The organism is Bradyrhizobium sp. ORS 375 (assembly GCF_000239775.1).
In the GTDB taxonomy this organism is placed as follows: Bacteria; Pseudomonadota; Alphaproteobacteria; order Rhizobiales; family Xanthobacteraceae; genus Bradyrhizobium.
The window spans coordinates 13082-29981 of sequence record NZ_CAFI01000031.1 but is presented as its reverse complement, the minus strand read 5'-3'; the positions used below and the strand labels follow the sequence as shown (position 1 = coordinate 29981).

The 16900-nt window shown below is 65.5% G+C and carries 16 protein-coding genes; 9 read left to right on the top strand and 7 right to left on the bottom strand.

What is annotated here, in order from left to right; translation table 11 throughout:
- A partial coding sequence (gene truB, locus BRAO375_RS02885) for a tRNA pseudouridine(55) synthase TruB (protein ID WP_035638605.1) occupies window positions 1-886 on the top strand: 886 nt, incomplete at its 5' end.
- Between the two features lie 2 nt (window positions 887-888).
- On the top strand, window positions 889-1158 hold the full coding sequence (gene rpsO / locus BRAO375_RS02880; RefSeq protein ID WP_009025947.1) for a 30S ribosomal protein S15: 270 nt from the start codon (window positions 889-891) through the stop codon (window positions 1156-1158).
- Between the two features lie 9 nt (window positions 1159-1167).
- Here the strand turns inward: rpsO and BRAO375_RS37150 are convergent, their stop codons facing one another.
- Complete coding sequence (locus tag BRAO375_RS37150) at window positions 1168-1461, bottom strand: hypothetical protein (RefSeq protein ID WP_139031284.1); 294 nt, start codon at window positions 1459-1461, stop codon at window positions 1168-1170.
- A 54-nt stretch (window positions 1462-1515) separates the two neighbouring features.
- Between BRAO375_RS37150 and pnp the strand changes: the two genes are divergently transcribed.
- The 3 genes from pnp to BRAO375_RS02865 all read left to right on the top strand — a co-directional run bounded on the left by pnp (window position 1516) and on the right by BRAO375_RS02865 (window position 5259).
- Window positions 1516-3678 (top strand): polyribonucleotide nucleotidyltransferase, encoded by a 2163-nt coding sequence (gene pnp / locus BRAO375_RS02875; protein WP_009025946.1) that lies wholly within the window; start codon window positions 1516-1518, stop codon window positions 3676-3678.
- Window positions 3679-3810: 132 nt separating this feature from the next.
- Entirely contained in the window at window positions 3811-4278 is a 468-nt protein-coding gene (locus BRAO375_RS02870; protein ID WP_009025945.1) for a GNAT family N-acetyltransferase, read from the top strand.
- A gap of 345 nt (window positions 4279-4623) precedes the next feature.
- Window positions 4624-5259, top strand: a complete 636-nt coding sequence (locus tag BRAO375_RS02865) for a hypothetical protein (protein WP_244423102.1) — start codon at window positions 4624-4626, stop codon at window positions 5257-5259.
- 39 nt (window positions 5260-5298) lie between these two features.
- Here the strand turns inward: BRAO375_RS02865 and BRAO375_RS35600 are convergent, their stop codons facing one another.
- The 4 genes from BRAO375_RS35600 to fabA form a co-directional block, all read right to left on the bottom strand.
- Window positions 5299-7272 carry an autotransporter family protein gene (locus BRAO375_RS35600; protein ID WP_009025943.1) on the bottom strand — a complete coding sequence of 658 codons (1974 nt, stop codon included), beginning with the start codon at window positions 7270-7272 and terminating at the stop codon, window positions 5299-5301.
- Window positions 7273-7502: 230 nt separating this feature from the next.
- The gene (gene fabI, locus BRAO375_RS02855) at window positions 7503-8303 is read right to left on the bottom strand and encodes an enoyl-ACP reductase FabI (RefSeq protein WP_009025942.1); all 801 of its coding nucleotides are present in this window, start codon (window positions 8301-8303) and stop codon (window positions 7503-7505) included.
- A gap of 141 nt (window positions 8304-8444) precedes the next feature.
- Complete coding sequence (gene fabB / locus BRAO375_RS02850; protein ID WP_009025941.1) at window positions 8445-9668, bottom strand: beta-ketoacyl-ACP synthase I; 1224 nt, start codon at window positions 9666-9668, stop codon at window positions 8445-8447.
- Window positions 9669-9744: 76 nt separating this feature from the next.
- Window positions 9745-10266 carry a 3-hydroxyacyl-[acyl-carrier-protein] dehydratase FabA gene (fabA, locus tag BRAO375_RS02845; RefSeq protein ID WP_009025940.1) on the bottom strand — a complete coding sequence of 174 codons (522 nt, stop codon included), beginning with the start codon at window positions 10264-10266 and terminating at the stop codon, window positions 9745-9747.
- Between the two features lie 420 nt (window positions 10267-10686).
- On the opposite strand from fabA, the gene irrA reads away from it, so the two are divergent.
- Window positions 10687-11160 (top strand): iron response transcriptional regulator IrrA, encoded by a 474-nt coding sequence (irrA, locus tag BRAO375_RS02840; RefSeq protein ID WP_035638612.1) that lies wholly within the window; start codon window positions 10687-10689, stop codon window positions 11158-11160.
- A 106-nt stretch (window positions 11161-11266) separates the two neighbouring features.
- Here irrA and BRAO375_RS02835 read toward each other — a convergent pair whose 3' ends face one another.
- The gene (locus BRAO375_RS02835; RefSeq protein WP_035638608.1) at window positions 11267-11806 is read right to left on the bottom strand and encodes an SH3 domain-containing protein; all 540 of its coding nucleotides are present in this window, start codon (window positions 11804-11806) and stop codon (window positions 11267-11269) included.
- A 351-nt stretch (window positions 11807-12157) separates the two neighbouring features.
- Between BRAO375_RS02835 and BRAO375_RS02830 the strand changes: the two genes are divergently transcribed.
- Window positions 12158-13159: a 2-hydroxyacid dehydrogenase gene (locus BRAO375_RS02830; protein ID WP_035638601.1), complete on the top strand. Its 1002-nt coding sequence runs from the start codon at window positions 12158-12160 to the stop codon at window positions 13157-13159.
- Window positions 13160-13258: 99 nt separating this feature from the next.
- A complete protein-coding gene (locus tag BRAO375_RS02825; RefSeq protein ID WP_009025937.1) occupies window positions 13259-14263 on the top strand; it encodes an aldo/keto reductase in 1005 nt (334 codons plus the stop codon).
- Between the two features lie 133 nt (window positions 14264-14396).
- Here the strand turns inward: BRAO375_RS02825 and BRAO375_RS02820 are convergent, their stop codons facing one another.
- Window positions 14397-15200: a HesA/MoeB/ThiF family protein gene (locus BRAO375_RS02820; RefSeq protein WP_009025936.1), complete on the bottom strand. Its 804-nt coding sequence runs from the start codon at window positions 15198-15200 to the stop codon at window positions 14397-14399.
- 142 nt (window positions 15201-15342) lie between these two features.
- Between BRAO375_RS02820 and BRAO375_RS02815 the strand changes: the two genes are divergently transcribed.
- Complete coding sequence (locus tag BRAO375_RS02815) at window positions 15343-16716, top strand: serine protease (RefSeq protein ID WP_009025935.1); 1374 nt, start codon at window positions 15343-15345, stop codon at window positions 16714-16716.
- The last annotated feature ends 184 nt before the right edge of the window (window positions 16717-16900 follow it).

The following is a 16900-nucleotide window of genomic DNA, read 5'->3' as shown; positions in this document are numbered from 1 at the left end:
GGCCGTCGCCGTCGCCAAGCGGCTGTTCCAGGCCAAGCGCGCCGGCCATGCCGGCACGCTCGATCCGCTCGCCTCCGGCGGGCTGCCGATCGCGCTCGGCGAAGCCACCAAGACCGTTCCGTTCGTGATGGACGGCCGCAAGCGCTACCGATTCACCGTCTGCTGGGGCGAGGAGCGCGATACCGACGACACCGAAGGCCGCGTGGTCCATACCAGCACCGAGAGGCCGGCTGTGGAGGCGATTCGCGCGCTGCTGCCGCAATTTACCGGCCGCATCGAGCAGACCCCGCCGCGCTATTCCGCAATCAAGATCCAGGGCGAGCGCGCCTATGACCTCGCCCGTGACGGCGAGGTGGTGGAGTTGCAGCCGCGCCCGGTCGAAATCCACGAATTGACCCTGGTCGACCAGCCCGATGCCGACCATTCGGTGTTCGAGGCGGAATGCGGCAAGGGAACCTATGTCCGGGCGCTGGCCCGCGACATGGGCCGAATCCTCGGCTGCTACGGCCATATCAGCGCGCTCCGGCGGACTTTGGTCGGTCCGTTTACCGAGAACGACATGATTCCGCTGGAACAGCTGGAGGCTTTGTGCAATAGAGCCGCGTCCGGTGAGGGAAGCCTCGCCGACGCACTGCTGCCCGTTGAGACCGCGCTGGACGACATCCCGGCACTGGCCGTCACGCGGGCTGATGCGGCAAGGCTCCACCGGGGCCAAGCCGTCTTGTTGCGCGGACGGGATGCGCCCCAGAGTAGCGGCACAGTCTATGTCACGGTCGCAGGCCGCCTTTTGGCGCTTGCCGAAATTGGCAATGGCGAACTCATCCCCAAGCGCGTGTTCAACCTGACCGGACTGACTGCCAGCTCCGGTCGCAACGAAAGAGATTGACGATGTCGGTGACCGCAGAGCGCAAGGCGGAAATCATCAAAGCGAACGCCACCAAGGCCGGTGATACCGGTTCTCCCGAGGTGCAGGTTGCGATCCTGTCGGAACGCATCAACAACCTGACCAGCCATTTCAAGACCCACGGCAAGGACAACCACTCCCGCCGCGGCCTCCTGAAGCTGGTGTCGACCCGCCGTTCGCTGTTGGACTATCTGAAGAAGAACGACGAGGCGCGCTACAAGGCGCTGCTCGAGAAGCACAACATCCGTCGTTGAGCTTCGACCTCACGTAAGCGCGCGCGAGTTCGCGCGCGTGATGGCATGGTCCTGAGAACGCCGCAGCTCGCGGCGTTCGTTAAGTCCGGGATCATGCGGTCTGGCCGGAATCCGGAAAGAAGCGATACGCTGACCCGCCGATTCCGCCCAGACCATGCAGTGCGCCTCAGCAGCAATCCGGCCGCTGGGCGTGACGGGCAAGGTGCCCGTACGACAAGAAGGATGGACGCCATCCGGAATAAGAAAACCATGGCAGGATCGCAGGGCGCTGATCGAATTCCAGCGCCCTGCAATCTTGCGCATGGTTTTTTTGTTTTGGGGGGTCTGCCTTCGCTCATCCTATGAAAGAAGATACCCATGTTTACCAAGCATTCCGTCGAGATCGACTGGGGTGGACGTCCCCTCAAGCTGGAAACCGGCAAGATCGCGCGTCAGGCTGACGGCGCCGTCGTCGCCAGCTATGGCGAGACCGTCGTGCTGGCGACCGTCGTCGCCGCCAAGGCGCCGCGCGAAGGCGTCGACTTCCTGCCGCTGACCGTCGATTATCAGGAAAAGGCCTATGCGGCCGGTCGCATTCCCGGCGGCTATTTCAAGCGCGAGGGCCGTCCGACCGAGAAGGAGACGCTGGTCTCCCGCCTGATCGACCGTCCGATCCGCCCGCTGTTCGTCGATTCCTGGCGCAACGAAACCCAGGTGATCGTGACCGTGCTGTCGCACGACATGGAGAACGATCCGGATATCGTGGCGCTAGTCGCCGCCTCCGCCGCGCTGACTCTGTCGGGCGTGCCCTTCAAGGGCCCGATCGGCGCGGCCCGCGTCGGCTTCGCCAATGACGAATACATCCTCAATCCGACCCTCGACGAGATGGCCGACACCCAGCTCGACCTGGTCGTCGCCGGCACCTCCGATGCGGTGCTGATGGTGGAATCGGAGGCCAAGGAGCTCAACGAGGACATCATGCTCGGCGCGGTGATGTTCGGTCACCGTCACTTCCAGCCGGTCATCAACGCGATCATCGAGCTCGCCGAGAAGGCCGCCAAGGATCCGCGCGACGTCGCGATCATCGACAACAGCGCGATCGAGAAGGAGATGCTCGGCATCGCCGAGCAGGACCTGCGCAAGGCCTATGCGATTGCGATCAAGCAGGAGCGCTACGCCGCCGTCGGCGCCGTCAAGGAAAAGGTGATGGCGTACTTCTTCCCCGAGGGGCAGGAGCCGAAATACGACAAGCTCCGCGTCGCCGCGGTGTTCAAGGAGCTCGAGGCCAAGATCGTTCGCTGGAACATCCTGGACACCGGCAAGCGCATCGACGGCCGCGACGCCAAGACGGTGCGCAACATCGTCTGCGAGGTCGGCGTGCTGCCGCGCGCCCACGGCTCGGCGCTGTTCACCCGCGGTGAGACCCAGGCGCTGGTGGTGACCACGCTCGGCACCGGCGAGGACGAGCAGTACATCGACGCGCTGTCGGGAACGTACAAAGAGACGTTCCTGCTGCACTACAACTTCCCTCCCTACTCGGTCGGTGAGACCGGCCGCCTCGGCGGCACCAAGCGCCGCGAGATCGGCCATGGCAAGCTCGCCTGGCGCGCGATCCACCCGGTGCTGCCGCCGCATCACGAATTCCCCTACACCACGCGCGTGGTGTCGGAGGTGACGGAGTCCAACGGCTCGTCGTCGATGGCGACCGTCTGCGGCTCGTCGCTGGCGCTGATGGATGCCGGCGTGCCGCTGAAGCGGCCGACCGCGGGCATCGCGATGGGCCTGATCCTGGAAGGCAGCCGCTTCGCCGTGCTGTCGGACATCCTCGGCGACGAGGACCATCTCGGCGACATGGACTTCAAGGTCGCGGGCACCGAGAGCGGCATCACCTCGCTGCAGATGGACATCAAGATCGAGGGCATCACCGAGGAGATCATGCGCGTGGCGCTCGGCCAGGCGCGCGAGGGCCGCATCCACATCCTGGGTGAGATGTCCAAGGCGCTGACCAACGCGCGCGCCGAGCTCGGCGAATACGCGCCGCGCATCGAGACCTTCAAGATCCCGACGGACAAGATCCGCGAAGTGATCGGCACCGGCGGCAAGGTGATCCGCGAGATCGTCGAGAAGACCGGCGCCAAGGTCAACATCGAGGACGACGGCACCGTGAAGGTCGCCTCCAGCGACGGCGAGGCCATGAAGGCCGCCATCAAATGGATCAAGTCGATCGCCTCCGATCCGGAGGTCGGCCAGATCTATGACGGCACCGTCGTCAAGGTGATGGAGTTCGGCGCCTTCGTGAACTTCTTCGGCACCCGCGACGGCCTCGTGCACATCTCGCAGCTCGCCGACAAGCGCGTGCAGAAGACCACCGACGTCGTCAAGGAAGGCGACAAGGTCAAGGTCAAGCTGCTCGGCTTCGACGACCGCGGCAAGACCCGGCTGTCGATGAAGGTCGTCGACCAGACCACCGGCGAGGACCTCGAAGCCAAGCAAAAGGCGGACGCGTCCGCCGAGGCGCCGCGCGAGGCCGCCGGCGAGTAAGCCGCGCAGGTCATCGATGAGTTACGAAGGGCGGCTCTCGGGCCGCCCTTTTTGTTTCGGTGGTCGGCATCTCGCTATGGCGGATGAGAAAGCTTACGCTCCGTCCACATCCCGCGGGAGGTCACACGTCCGATGCCCGAACTGATCATCCGTCCCGCCCGCTCCGAAGAGTATGACGTCGTCGCCCAACTCTGGATGGACAGCTGGTGCTCGACCGGGCTGGATAGCCCGAGCCAGAAGCTCCTGACCTATCTCAGGGACCGCGTGCCGCGCGAGGTCGCCGGCGGCTGGAGCCTCTATGTCATGGATGACCGTGGCGCGCTCGCCGCCATGCTCGCAATCAACATCGAACGGCTCTATCTCGACCAGCTGATGATCGCGCCTGCGTATCAGGGCCGCTCGCTCGGCCGCCGCCTGCTCGGCTTCACACGCGAGCTGCTGCCGCAGGAGGTCTGGCTGCGTTGCGCCGAAGGCAACGAGAAGGCCTGGCACTGGTACGAGCGCGAAGGATTCGTGCTGGAGAGGCGGGAAGCCGACCCGATGCACGGCCGGATAATGAAATATTATCGCTGGAAGCGAGGCGATACGGCGGCGGACTAACTGCATCGCGAGAACTAGCCTCCGGTCCGGCGCGCTGCCGAAAGGGATTGCGCACGCCGCTCGACGCGAACTAACTTCGAGTTCCCTCACAACTCGGTCCGTCATGGCGTCCAAATGTCCGTAATGCTCGCGCCGCGCCGACGATTTTCAGTCAACGGTCTCGCCCTTGTCCTTCTGATGGCGCCGATCCAAGCGTGGAGCCAAGCCCCGTCAGCGCCTGCTGCAGCGCCAGCGCCATCGGCCGGGACAACGGTCAAGAAGCCCGCAGCGAAGGCCAAACAGGCGCGGAAGCCGGTCCCGGCAGCGGCAGCGGAGAGCGGCCCGTGCCGCCTCGGCGTGGTCTCCATGCTCGGCGACGAAATGACGGTGCACAAATTCGGCCTCACGGTGTTCGAGACCGAGGATCAGCAAGTCACGATTCCGGGCTGGGGTCTCGACGATCTGGTGATGGCACGCGTCCGCGCTGCGAGCGGCAACGATCCCGGGATCCGCAGGATCAGCGTCCCCAAGGAGACGTTCGACCGCCTGTACCATCAGAAGAGAAGCTTCCTGCCCGACCCGAACCAGAGCCTGACCGCGATCGTCCGCGACGTGACATCGAACGCGAACTGCGCGCGCTACCTCGCCGTCATCAAGTTCGAGGGCAAGATCCCCGGGAGCAATCTCGTGGTGAACGGCATCGGTGCTTATAACCAGGGGATCGGATCGGTGCTCCGGCACTCGCATCTGTTTGCCAACCTCATCATCACCCTGATCGATGGCCAGTCCTATGAGAGGGTCGGCACGTTCTCGGCGGATGTCGGCTCCCGACTTAACGAGAGCATGAGATTGACGGAAGACCCGATCAACAAGCTCGACAATGCGGACTTTCCCGAGCCGCTTGCGGCGGCGGCCAACAGCGCTGTCTTGCGGGAGCGACTGCGGGCGCTGATCAGCACCAAAATGGATCGCTATTTGCCGTCCTATCTTCAGGTCGAATGATCCGGCCGCGCGTCAGGTTCTCCGGGCGCGGATTCGCCCTCATAGCCTGACGCGGAGGACTGCATGACCCGACTGCCGGACCAGGCCCGACGGCGCCGTGTCGAGGCCGTAGCGGACGCTGAGATCGAGCCGCTCGCTTGCGGTCGTTATCAGACCGAGACCTGCCGAATACGACCACGGCGACAGGTTGAGGCCCTGGGTGACGAAGCTGTCGCCTCCGCCGGAGAAGGCTGCGCCGACCTGCAGTTGCTGGTTCAGCGCATTATAGCCGACGCCGAGATCGGCGATCAAACGAACCTGTCTCGCTATCTGGTAAACCGCTTTCAAGCCGGCGGTTGTCGTCAGTTCCTGATAGATCTGCGGATCGACGTTGAGGCTGAAGCCGCCCGCGCCACTTTCCCGATAGGCATTGCTGCGCACCGTGCCATAGTCGAAGCGCAGCGAAGGGATCAGCGCGACGTTACCCGTGAGCGGAATTCGCGTCTTGATACCGATGCCGGCATGACCGGTGAAAGAGCGATAGCTTCCGCCGGCAGACGCAGTCATGAACGTCAGCGACCGGTTCTCGCCATTGTCACTCCACCCGCCGTCAAGCTGATAGTCCAGTATCACATCGCGGCTGATCGCGTAGGCTCCGTAGAGCCCGAGCTGATAGGACGAGAGGCCGAGACGGTTTGGCACGGCATCGTCGCTTCCCGTGATCGTCTGCCGGGAATAGCCGAAGACGCCGCCGATCATGGCGCGTGGTGACAGCGCCGCATCAGCGCCGAACGCCAAGCCACCACCGGATGCGTCATAACCCGGAACACCATCACGGCCGGCCTGCCGCGTGACGCTGCCGAGCGGCTGCATCCAGACATTGCGGCCGGTGGCCCCGCCGACCTCATCGAGCCGGTTGGTCATCGTCTGGCGGAAGTCGCGCTGCGTCACATAGGTCGCCTGCGACGCTGCGCCGCTCAGGACCGGCAGCGTCTGCTTGACCGCATTGCTGAGCGACGGGCCGCTGAGGTTGTCGAGCGCGACGAACCCGGTCGCCATCGATCCGCCCCAGCCTGCCGGCGTCATCGATAGCCGATACAACGCGTCGGCGGCCGCCATGCCAACGCGACCGCCCGCCGCACGCAACGTGTCGCCATAGGGCTGAACCAGCGACATGGTTGCCAGATTTCCGGTCAGGCTGCCGGTGAGGTCATAGGTGGATGCGATCATCTGCGCGCCCGACGCGTCGCCGCTGGCGGTGCCGTACAAGCTCGTCAGATTGCCGCGCGACAGCGTGTTGAACAGCACGCGGCCCTCCGGCGTGACCGAGCCGAGCAGCGTGAAGCCGCCGGCTGTGCTGCCGGCCGGCGCGACGCCGGCACCCCAGAAGTAGCCGTTCTGATAGTCGGTGATGACGAAGCGGCCGGGCGCCTGCGTGCCGAACAGCGTCGGGCTGACGATCCGCCACGGCGTGCCGGCCGTCCACGCCCATTGCGGCACCGAGTTGGCCGGCACCGGCGCGGATGGCGGCGGCGTGAAGGTGGCGGGATCGTACGGCAGCATGTAGGCCCAATGCGTGACCAGCAGCGTGTCGCCGGTGATCATCTGCATCTCCATGCTAGTCACACCATTGACCGCGCGCATGGTGCCGAGCCCGACCGTCACGGTGCCGCCACCGGCCGGCGTGAACAGCATGGTGATCTGTCCAGCGGGCGTGACAAAGCCCTGGATGGTCGAGGTGTCGGTCAGCAGCGCCGGGCCGATCTTGAGCTGCGCGACGCTGGTGCCGGTGAAGGAGCCGTTGGTCGCCGTGCCCAGGGTCCACAGCGTCTGGTCGCCGATGGGGATCGGGTTGGTGAAGCCGGTCTTCGGTGCCATGTAGGCCAGCAGCTGGGCTGTCGGCACATACCAGTTCGTATTGGAGATGGTGGAGTCCCACACCGTCGACTGGGCGCGCGCCGACGCGGTGCCAGCGAACCACACGGCACTCGTCGCACACAACGCGACGATGCAAGTCCTCGAACGCAGCATCATCGCCCCCACGATGTCACTATGCTGGCGGCGCGACCGCAGCCTGTCCTCGGGCCGAAGCACCGGCCATGGTGCATCGCCCTGTCGGCGGCAACAAGGCGCGCGCAAGCCGCCCTCAACGCGCTGAATATCCGTGGGAGAGCGATCGTCTTCAACTGGGAAAAATTGGGTACATCATGCGGCGCCGCCGGAGGCGCCCGACGGCAGGTCGTGCACGCCGATGCGCGCGGACGCTACTCCGCCTTGAGATCCTCGGGCCGCGGCATCGAGATGACGTTGTAGCCGGAGTCCACATAATGGATCTCGCCGGTGACGCCACCTGACAGCTCGGACAGCAGGTAAAGCGCGGAACCGCCGAGCTCCTCCAAGGTCACGCCGCGGCCGAGCGGCGAGTGCTTCTGCTGGAACGCGAACATGAAGCGGGCATCGCCGATGCCGGAACCCGCGAGCGTGCGCACCGGCCCCGCCGAGATGGCGTTCACGCGAATGCTCCGGCGGCCGTAATCGGCCGCGAGATAACGCACCGAGGCCTCGAGCGCGGCCTTGGCGACGCCCATCACATTGTAGTTCGGCATCACGCGGTTGGAGCCGTCGAAGGTCAAGGTGATCATGCTGCCGCCGCTCTCCGGCATCAGCTCGGCGGCGCGCTTTGCGATCTCCGTGAAGGAGAAGCAGGAGATCAGCATCGTGCGCGCAAAGTTCTCGCGCGAGGTGTCGGCGTAGCGGCCCTTGAGCTCGTTCTTGTCGGAGAAGGCGACGGCATGAACGATGAAGTCGAGCCCGCCCCAGGCTTCGCGCAAGCTCGTGAACACGCTGTCGACGCTGGCAATGTCCTCGACGTCGCAGGGCAGCACATGCTTGACGCCAAGCTCATCGGCGAGCGGACGCACGCGCTTGCCGAGCGCATCGCCCTGATAGGTGAAGGCCATCTCGGCGCCGTGTGCAGCGAGCGTCTTGGCGATGCCCCAGGCGATCGAATGGTCGTTGGCGATGCCCATGACCAGACCGCGCTTGCCTGCCATCAGACCCTGCATGCTCACTCTCCTTCGTCATGCCGGGGCCGGCCCAGCCAGGATGATCGTCAGGCTTCAAATACGCCGATAGCCGGACATCGGTGCGAAATGTTTCGCGCTGTTGTCCGGCTCGCGCCGAGAAAGCCAGTGCTGTTGGAAACCTTAGGCGTCGAGGTGCTTGAAGACCAGCGTGGCGTTGGTGCCGCCGAAGCCGAACGAGTTCGACAAGACGGTGCCGAGCTTGGCATTGTCGATGCGCTTGCGCACGATCGGCATGTCGGCGAACACCGGATCGAGCTCGGTGATGTTGGCGCTCTCGCAGATGAAGCCGTTCTTCATCATCAGCAGCGAGTAGATCGCCTCCTGAACGCCGGTGGCGCCGAGCGAGTGCCCGGTGAGCGCCTTGGTGGCCGCGATTGGCGGGCACTTCTCGCCGGAGCCGAACACCTTGCGGATCGCCTCGATCTCCGGCGGATCGCCGGCCGGTGTCGAGGTCGCGTGCGGATTGATGTAGTCGATCCTGGTCTTCACGGTCGACAGCGCCATCTGCATGCAGCGCTCGGCGCCCTCGCCTGACGGTGCGACCATGTCGTAGCCGTCCGATGTCGCGCCATAGCCGACGATCTCACCGTAGATCTTGGCGCCGCGCGCCTTGGCGCGCTCGAGTTCCTCGAGCACGAGAACACCGGCGCCGCCGGCGATCACGAAGCCGTCGCGGCTCACGTCATACGGACGCGAGGCGGTTGCAGGCGTATCGTTGTGCTTGGACGACATCGCGCCCATGGCGTCGAACAGCACCGACAGCGTCCAGTCGAGCTCCTCGCAGCCGCCGGCGAACATCACGTCCTGCTTGCCGTACTGGATCATCTCGTAGGCATTGCCGATGCAATGATTCGAGGTCGCGCAGGCCGAGGAGATCGAGTAGTTGACGCCCTTGATCTTGAACCAGGTCGCGAGCGTTGCCGACGCGGTCGACGACATCGCCTTCGGCACCGCGAAAGGTCCGACGCGCTTGGGGCCCTTGGTGCGGGTGATGTCGGCGGCCTCGACCAGCGTGCGCGTCGAGGGTCCGCCCGAGCCCATGATGATGCCGGTTCTGACGTTGGACACGTCGGTCGGCTCGAGGCCGGAATCGAGGATCGCCTGCTCCATCGCGACGTGATTCCACGCCGCGCCTTCGCCGAGGAACCGCATCGCGCGTCGATCGACGACCTCGGCCGGATTCAGCGTCGGCGCACCTTGCACCTGCGAACGGAAACCAAGCTCGGCATATTTCTCAGCACGGGAGATGCCGGACTTCGCCTCGTACAGGCTCGCAAGCACCTCCTGGGTGTTGTTGCCGATCGACGAGACGATGCCCATGCCCGTGATGACGACCCGCCTCATGATGTCCGCCTCGCCTTGCTCGTGTGTTTTGTTGCAGTCACGCCTGCTGCACTGTCTGTGGTCGCAGCCCGCCGGTTCAAGACGGCGCGGCGCCCTGCTTGAACAGGCCGACCTTCAGGTCCTTGGCGCGATAGATAATGTCGCCGTCCATCGAAAGCCAGCCGTCGGCGATGCCGAGCACCAGCTTCGAGCGCATCACGCGCTTGATGTCGACGTTGTACACAACCTTGCTGGCGGTCGGCAGAACCTGGCCGGAGAACTTCAGGTCGCCGAGGCCGAGCGCGCGGCCGCGGCCTGCGCCGCCGGTCCAGCCGAGGAAGAAGCCGACCATCTGCCACATCGCATCCAAGCCGAGACAGCCCGGCATAACCGGGTCGTTCTTGAAATGGCAGCCGAAGAACCAGAGATCCGGCTTCACGTCGAGCTCGGCGCGCACGACGCCCTTGCCGAACTCGCCGCCGGTCTCGGAAATCTCGGTGATGCGATCGAACATCAGCATCGGCGGCAGCGGCAGCTGCGCATTGCCGGGGCCGAACAGCTCCCCGCGGCCACAGGCCAGCAGGTCCTCATATTCATAACTGCCGCGCCGATCCAGCATGCCTGATGAGCCTTTCTCAACGATCCCCGGGTGGAAAAATTTGCGCGCGACATGCCCCTTCGCGCGCCGACCCGTTCATGCGCCGTTTCGCCGTCCGGCCATACCGTCGACTGGCCAGCGCCCCAAACCAGGCAGTTGGAACGGCACAGGCGGCCAGTGCGGCCAGCTGCACCCGCCATGGCAGGTCAAATCGGGTCCGCGCGCTCTCTAACATAGGGGATTGCGGCGTCAATGCGCGTATCCAGCTAAAACGACGCGGGGGCGCTGGCGCGCACGCGGTCTTTGCCGCAATTGCAGTTTAGGGTCGTTCTAGATAGGTTAGTTGCGATAAGCTTGCATCTGACGGGGTTTCTTCCTATATCCAAAGTGGTCGATGTGAATATTTCGGTGCATGACGTGGACGCCAGCAACAACGCTTCGATGAGTGGTCACGACCGTGCCGGCCCGGATGGGCTGGGAACGGGTCGGCAGCCTGCGCTCAACGGCTGCCCGTGGCACGACGTCAATGAAATGCTGCAGACCGCCGGGCTCCGTCCGACGCGGCAGCGCATGGCGCTGGGCTGGCTGCTGTTCGGCAAGGGCGCGCGGCACCTGACCGCGGAAATGCTGTACGAGGAAGCGACGCTGGCGAAGGTCCCGGTGTCGCTGGCGACGGTCTACAATACGCTGAACCAGCTGACGGATGCCGGCCTGCTGCGCCAGGTGAGCGTCGACGGCACCAAGACCTATTTCGATACCAACGTCACCGCCCACCACCACTTCTACCTCGAGAACAATCACGAGCTGGTGGACATTCCGGACCAGCATCTGGCGCTGTCGAAGCTGCCGGAGGCGCCGGAGGGCTACGAGATCGCCCGGATCGACATGGTGGTCCGGCTGCGCAAGAAGCGCTGAGCCGGAACAGCATCGTCAACTTCGCTCATGCCCGCGTCGCCAGCGGGCATTTTCATGTCAGCAGGACGTCGAAACAGCGGCCGGTAGAGCCGGCCCGCCGATGGCGTCAGTTCACCTGCTCGTCGGCATAGACGCCCCACAGCCGTTGCTGCTGGATCCAGCCATCGAAACCGTTGCCGAGCACGCGGCACCAGCCGTTGACGCACTTTTTGACCTGCGCGACGACACCGGCCTGCAGCCTCGCCGTCACCGCACTCGTCTGGTCGGCGCTCTCATAGATCGGCGCAAGGTCATCCTTGTTCTTCATGGTGACGACCGCGGTGCGGCGTCCGGACAGCAGCGAGTGGTAGACCCAGCCCTCCGAACCCTCGGAATCGCGCACACGGCGCCAGTTCTCATATTCCGCCGTGATCTCCACCGGCAGGCCGGAGCGCGTGTAGACCCAGGCCACGTCGTTGTCCTTGGTCGGACCGGCGCGGACGTTCACATGATCCGATTTCAGGCTGACATAGCGCGGCACCGGAAGGCCGCTGGTGGTGAGAACCGAATCCTTGGCCACCGCACCGGTGCTGACCGAGCCGTGGAGCAGACTGGCGCAGAAAACTGCGGCGACGATTGCGACTGCACCGAGACGTCCCAACGCGATTGAACTCAACTCACTCTCCCTCGCAAGGACCGACGCGTGGTCGCGCCCATGATCCTTCGCCCGATCCCCATCGAACCGCCGGGCTGCCCCCCTTCGTGCACAGAGAGGGCTTGCCGCAGCGCAGGTCCCGACCCGCCGTTGGCTTCTTGTCTTGGCCCGGCCTTCTGCTAGACAGGACCGAACACAAGCGGCCAGGAAGCGCCTGAGAATCGCTCGCGAAACCCTGTCAGGGACGGATCGGCTACCTGCGAGATCCGACACGCCAGTCCAGGGAAACGCCGCTCTCAGACGACGACGGTAGTTTCGGCGAACCCGGTTAATGAGGTCTGAAGGATCTCATGAGAGCAGCACATGTCAGGTAGGAAAAAGCCCCTCGTCGTGGTGACACGCAAGCTGCCGGACTCGGTCGAGACGCGCATGCGCGAGCTGTTCGACGCGCGCCTCAATCTCGACGACGAGCCGATGAGCCAGGAGCGGCTGGCCGACGCCGTGCGCACCGCCGAGGTGCTGGTTCCGACCGTGACCGATCACATCAGCGCGGACATTCTCAATCAGCCCGACTGCAAGTTGCGAATGATCGCGAACTTCGGCAATGGCGTCGACAACATCGACGTGGCCGCGGCGGTCGCGCGCGGCATCACCGTCACCAACACGCCGAAGGTCCTCACCGAGGACACCGCCGACATGACCATGGCGCTGATCCTTGCCGTGCCGCGGCGCCTGATCGAAGGCGCCTCGGTGCTCACCGAAGGCAAGAACTGGGCGGGCTGGTCGCCGACCTGGATGCTCGGCCACCGCATCGGCGGCAAGCGCCTGGGCATCATCGGCATGGGCCGCATCGGCCAGGCGGTGGCGCGGCGCGCCCGCGCCTTCGGCCTGCAGATCCACTATCACAACCGCCGTCCGGTCGCCCCTGTCATCGCCGACGAGCTCGGCGCCACCTATTGGGAGAGCCTCGACCAGATGCTGGCGCGGATGGACATCATCTCGGTGAACTGTCCGCACACGCCGGCGACATTCCACCTGCTGTCGGCGCGCCGCCTCAAGCTGATCCGCAAGGATGCCTACATCGTCAACACCGCGCGCGGCGAGGTGATCGACGAGGAGACGCTGACGCGGCTGATCGAAGCCGGCGACATCGCCGGCGCGGGCCTCGACGTGTTCGAGCATGAGCCTGCGGTGAACCCGCGCCTCGTCCGGCTCGCCAAGGCCGGCAAGGTGACGCTGCTGCCGCACATGGGCTCGGCCACGATCGAAGGCCGTGTCGAGATGGGCGAGAAGGTCATCATCAACATCAAGACTTTCCTCGACAACCACCGCCCGCCGGACCGCGTGCTGCCGAGCATGCTGTAGGCGGTTCCACGGCGGGCGCCGTGAGAACGATTGAAGCCAGGATGCGATTCCTGCGTTGACGAAGCGGCCGATTGGCCGTTCCGACGCAGGGAGATGATCATGGAAACCCGCCACCTCGGCACAACTGGTCCTACCGTCGCGGCCCTGGGCCTCGGCTGCATGGGCATGTCGGACTTCTACGGCCCGAATGACCGCTCCGAGAGCATCGCCACCATCCATGCCGCGCTCGAAGCGGGCATGACACTGCTCGATACGGGCGATTTCTACGGCATGGGCCACAACGAGATGCTGATCCGCGAGGCGCTGGCCTCGGCCGGTCCGCGCAACGTGCAGATCTCGGTGAAGTTCGGCGCGCTGCGCGGGCCCGACAAGAGCTGGCTCGGCTATGACTGCCGGCCGGAGGCGGTGCGCACCTTCCTGTCCTATTCGCTGCAGCGGCTCGGCGTAGACACGATCGACATCTACCGGCCGGCGCGGCTCGATCCCAACGTGCCGATCGAGGACACGATCGGCGCAATGGCCGAGCTGAAGCAGGCCGGCTACATCAAGCATATCGGCCTGTCAGAGGTCGGCTCCGAGACGATCCGCCGGGCGCACAAGGTGCATCCGATCTCGGACCTGCAGATCGAATATTCGCTGATCTCGCGCGGCATCGAGAGCGACATCTTGAAGACCTGCCGCGAGCTCGGCATCGGCATCACCGCCTATGGCGTGCTGTCGCGCGGCCTGATCAGCGGCCACTGGTCGAAGGACCGCGCCAATGCCGCCGATTTCCGCGGCCACTCACCGCGTTTCCGGGGCGACAATCTCGATCGCAATCTCACGCTCGTCGACACGCTGCGCAGCATCGCCGGCGAGGTCGGCGCGACCCCGGCGCAGGTCGCGATCGCCTGGGTCGCTGCGCAAGGCAACGACATCGTGCCGCTGGTTGGCGCCCGCCGCCGCGACCGCCTGGACGAGGCGCTCGGCGCGCTCTGCGTCAAGCTGACCGAAGTGCAGCTCGCCGCGTTGGACAAGGCCTTCCCGATCGGCGTCGCCGCGGGCGAGCGCTATCCGGAGGCGCAGCTGGTGCACATGGACAGCGAGCGCGGGCCGCGAGTGTGAGCCACGCTCGTGCGACACCCACAGTGTCGTCCCGGCGAAAGCCGGGACCCATACCGCGTGATGCCTGGAATCGGCAGGCTGCCCGTTCCGCGCGTCTCACGGAGTGTGTGGCGCGCCTCTCGGCTTGCACACATCACTTCCGATGCACGCTTAAATCCGCAATCACCGGACCATCACCATTGAGCGGATTGGCCGGATCGCGCCCATAGCGGAGCGTCTCGAAGCGCATTGTGCGGGCGTCGAGCATCAGCAACCGCCCGACCAGTCCCTCGCCGAAGCCGACGATCTCGCGGATCGCCTCCAGCGCCATCATCGAGCCGAGCATGCCGGCGAGCGCGCCCATGACGCCGGCTTCGGCGCAGGCCGGCACGGTGCCCGGCGGCGGCGGCTCCGGGAACAGGCAGCGATAGGTCGGATTGAACTCGCTTTTGTCGTTCTTCTCATGCGCGCGGATCGTCGTCAGCGACGCATCGAATGTGCCGAGCGCGCCAGTAATCAGCGGCTTGCCGGCGAGGAAGCACGCATCGGACGCGAGATAGCGGGTGTCGAAATTGTCGGAGCCATCGAGCACGAGATCGTAGCCGCCGATCAATGCGAGCGCGTTGTCGGCATTGAGCCACGTCCGGTGCGCGACGACGGTGACATGCGGATTGAGTGCGTTGATGCGCTCGGCCGCACTGTCGACTTTCGGCCTGCCGATATCCGGCGTGGCATGGATGACCTGGCGCTGCAGATTCGACAGCGACACCACATCGTCATCGACGATACCGATCGTGCCGACGCCGGCGGCGGCGAGATACATCAGCGCCGGCGCGCCGAGCCCGCCCGCGCCGATCACCAGCACCGACGCGCGCTTCAAGGCCGCCTGGCCGGGACCGCCGACATCGCGCAGTACGATATGGCGGGCATAACGCTCCAGTTCTTCGTCGCTCAGCATCGTCACACGCGTCCTTCCGCTGCGGAATCGCCGCCAGCTGATCTTGGAGACGGGAGATCTCCTTGACTGAACCCCCGCCCGATTGTGACCGACCAAGCAGATGTGCTTATTTACGGCAGCGGCAAGAGCAGCGGGATTTGTCATGAGACGGCTGGCTACGGCAACCTTCATCTGCGCGATCGCCGCGTGCGCGCCGGCCCAGGCCCAGACGACGCAAACGCCCGCGGCACAAGGTCAGCAGCCCGCGAAGCCCAAGCCCGTTGCGACCCAGGCCCTTCGGCCTGCCGTACAGGCGCCGGCCGACACCGCCAACGGGATGAGCCAGGCCGAGAGGCTGTCGCTGCAATCCGATCTCGCCTGGGTCGGCCAGTACAACGGCGCCATCACCGGCGACGTCAGCGAGCGCATGGTCAACGCGATCAAGGAGTACCAGAAGCTCAAGGGCGGCAAGCCGACCGGCGTGCTCAATCCGCAAGAGCGCGCTGGGCTCGCGGATACCGCGCGCCGCAAGCAGGAGGGCGTCGGCTGGAAGCTCGTGACCGAGCCGACGAGCGGCGCCCGCCTGGGCATCCCGACCAAGCTGGTCCCTCAGCAGACCACCGACAGCAACGGCTCGAAATGGACCTCGCCCACCGGCACCGTGCAGGTCGTGCTGTCGCGCCGCAAGGAGGCCAACCCGACCACGGCCGCGCTGGCCGATCGCGAGAAGAAGGAGCCGGGGCGCACCGTCGACTACAGCGTCGTCAAGCCCGACTTCTTCGTGCTGTCGGGGCTGCAGAACCTGAAGAAGTTTTACATCCGCGGCACCTTCAAGGGCGACGAGGTGCGCATCCTGACTATCCTGTACGACCAGGCCACCGAGAACACGGTCGAGCCGGTTGTCATTGCCATGTCCAGCGCCTTCACCGCGTTTCCGGCGGCAACGCTGGCCGCCCAGCCGGCGCCACGGCGGAGCGTCGATTACGGCACCGGCATCATTGCGAGCGGGGACGGCGCCATCGTCGCGGACCGCGAGGTCACCGACGCCTGCGTCGCCATCACCATTCCGGGCTTCGGTCATGCCGAGCGCGTCGCCGAGGACAAGGAGCGCGGGCTCGCGCTGCTGCGGATCTATGGCGCCCACGGGCTGAAGCCGCTGGCGCTGTCCGGCGGCAATGCGAAATCATCCGTCGAGATCGTCGGCATCGCCGACCCGCAGAGCCAGGGTGGCGGCGCGGCGATCACCACCGTCAAGGCGCAGCTCGCCGGCACCGGGCCCGGTGACGCCTCGCTCGCGCCCGCACCGGGGCTCGGCTTCTCCGGAGCGGCTGCCCTCGACGGCGATGGCAGGTTCGTCGGCGTTACGCTGCTCAAGCCGGGCGTGCTCGCCGGCGCAGGGATCGTTCCATCCACGCAAGTCGTGATGGTGAGCGCAGACGCGGTGCGTGGCTTCCTCTCGGCGCAAGGCGTCAAGCCGGACGGCACGTCGCTGGACGTCAAGGCCGCCACCGTGCGCGTGATCTGCGTCCGCAAATAGCGCCGCTGCGGACGTCTCGCCGCGCGCCGCAGCGCGGCGGGTGTTTACGCAATATTAAGCATGTCCTTTTAGAAAAAATTAAGGGCCCAACGGCGGCCGGCGGGGATCTCTGGTGCAGCATCGCGACTGCGCGTGATGATGCTCGACGATGCCGAGTGCCCATCCGCGGCTCCCTGCCGCTCTC

Coding starts and splice junctions, on each gene's coding strand:
- BRAO375_RS02820 (WP_009025936.1), bottom strand. CDS start 15,200: ATGCTGAGCGACGAAGAACTGGAGCGTTATGCCCGCCATATCGTACTG.
- BRAO375_RS35600 (WP_009025943.1), bottom strand. CDS start 7,272: ATGATGCTGCGTTCGAGGACTTGCATCGTCGCGTTGTGTGCGACGAGT.
- BRAO375_RS02825 (WP_009025937.1), top strand. CDS start 13,259: ATGGAAACCCGCCACCTCGGCACAACTGGTCCTACCGTCGCGGCCCTG.
- fabA (WP_009025940.1), bottom strand. CDS start 10,266: ATGCTGGATCGGCGCGGCAGTTATGAATATGAGGACCTGCTGGCCTGT.
- BRAO375_RS02865 (WP_244423102.1), top strand. CDS start 4,624: ATGCTCGGCGACGAAATGACGGTGCACAAATTCGGCCTCACGGTGTTC.
- rpsO (WP_009025947.1), top strand. CDS start 889: ATGTCGGTGACCGCAGAGCGCAAGGCGGAAATCATCAAAGCGAACGCC.
- BRAO375_RS02830 (WP_035638601.1), top strand. CDS start 12,158: ATGTCAGGTAGGAAAAAGCCCCTCGTCGTGGTGACACGCAAGCTGCCG.
- irrA (WP_035638612.1), top strand. CDS start 10,687: ATGAGTGGTCACGACCGTGCCGGCCCGGATGGGCTGGGAACGGGTCGG.
- fabI (WP_009025942.1), bottom strand. CDS start 8,303: ATGCAGGGTCTGATGGCAGGCAAGCGCGGTCTGGTCATGGGCATCGCC.
- BRAO375_RS37150 (WP_139031284.1), bottom strand. CDS start 1,461: ATGCGCAAGATTGCAGGGCGCTGGAATTCGATCAGCGCCCTGCGATCC.
- BRAO375_RS02870 (WP_009025945.1), top strand. CDS start 3,811: ATGCCCGAACTGATCATCCGTCCCGCCCGCTCCGAAGAGTATGACGTC.
- BRAO375_RS02815 (WP_009025935.1), top strand. CDS start 15,343: ATGAGACGGCTGGCTACGGCAACCTTCATCTGCGCGATCGCCGCGTGC.
- pnp (WP_009025946.1), top strand. CDS start 1,516: ATGTTTACCAAGCATTCCGTCGAGATCGACTGGGGTGGACGTCCCCTC.
- fabB (WP_009025941.1), bottom strand. CDS start 9,668: ATGAGGCGGGTCGTCATCACGGGCATGGGCATCGTCTCGTCGATCGGC.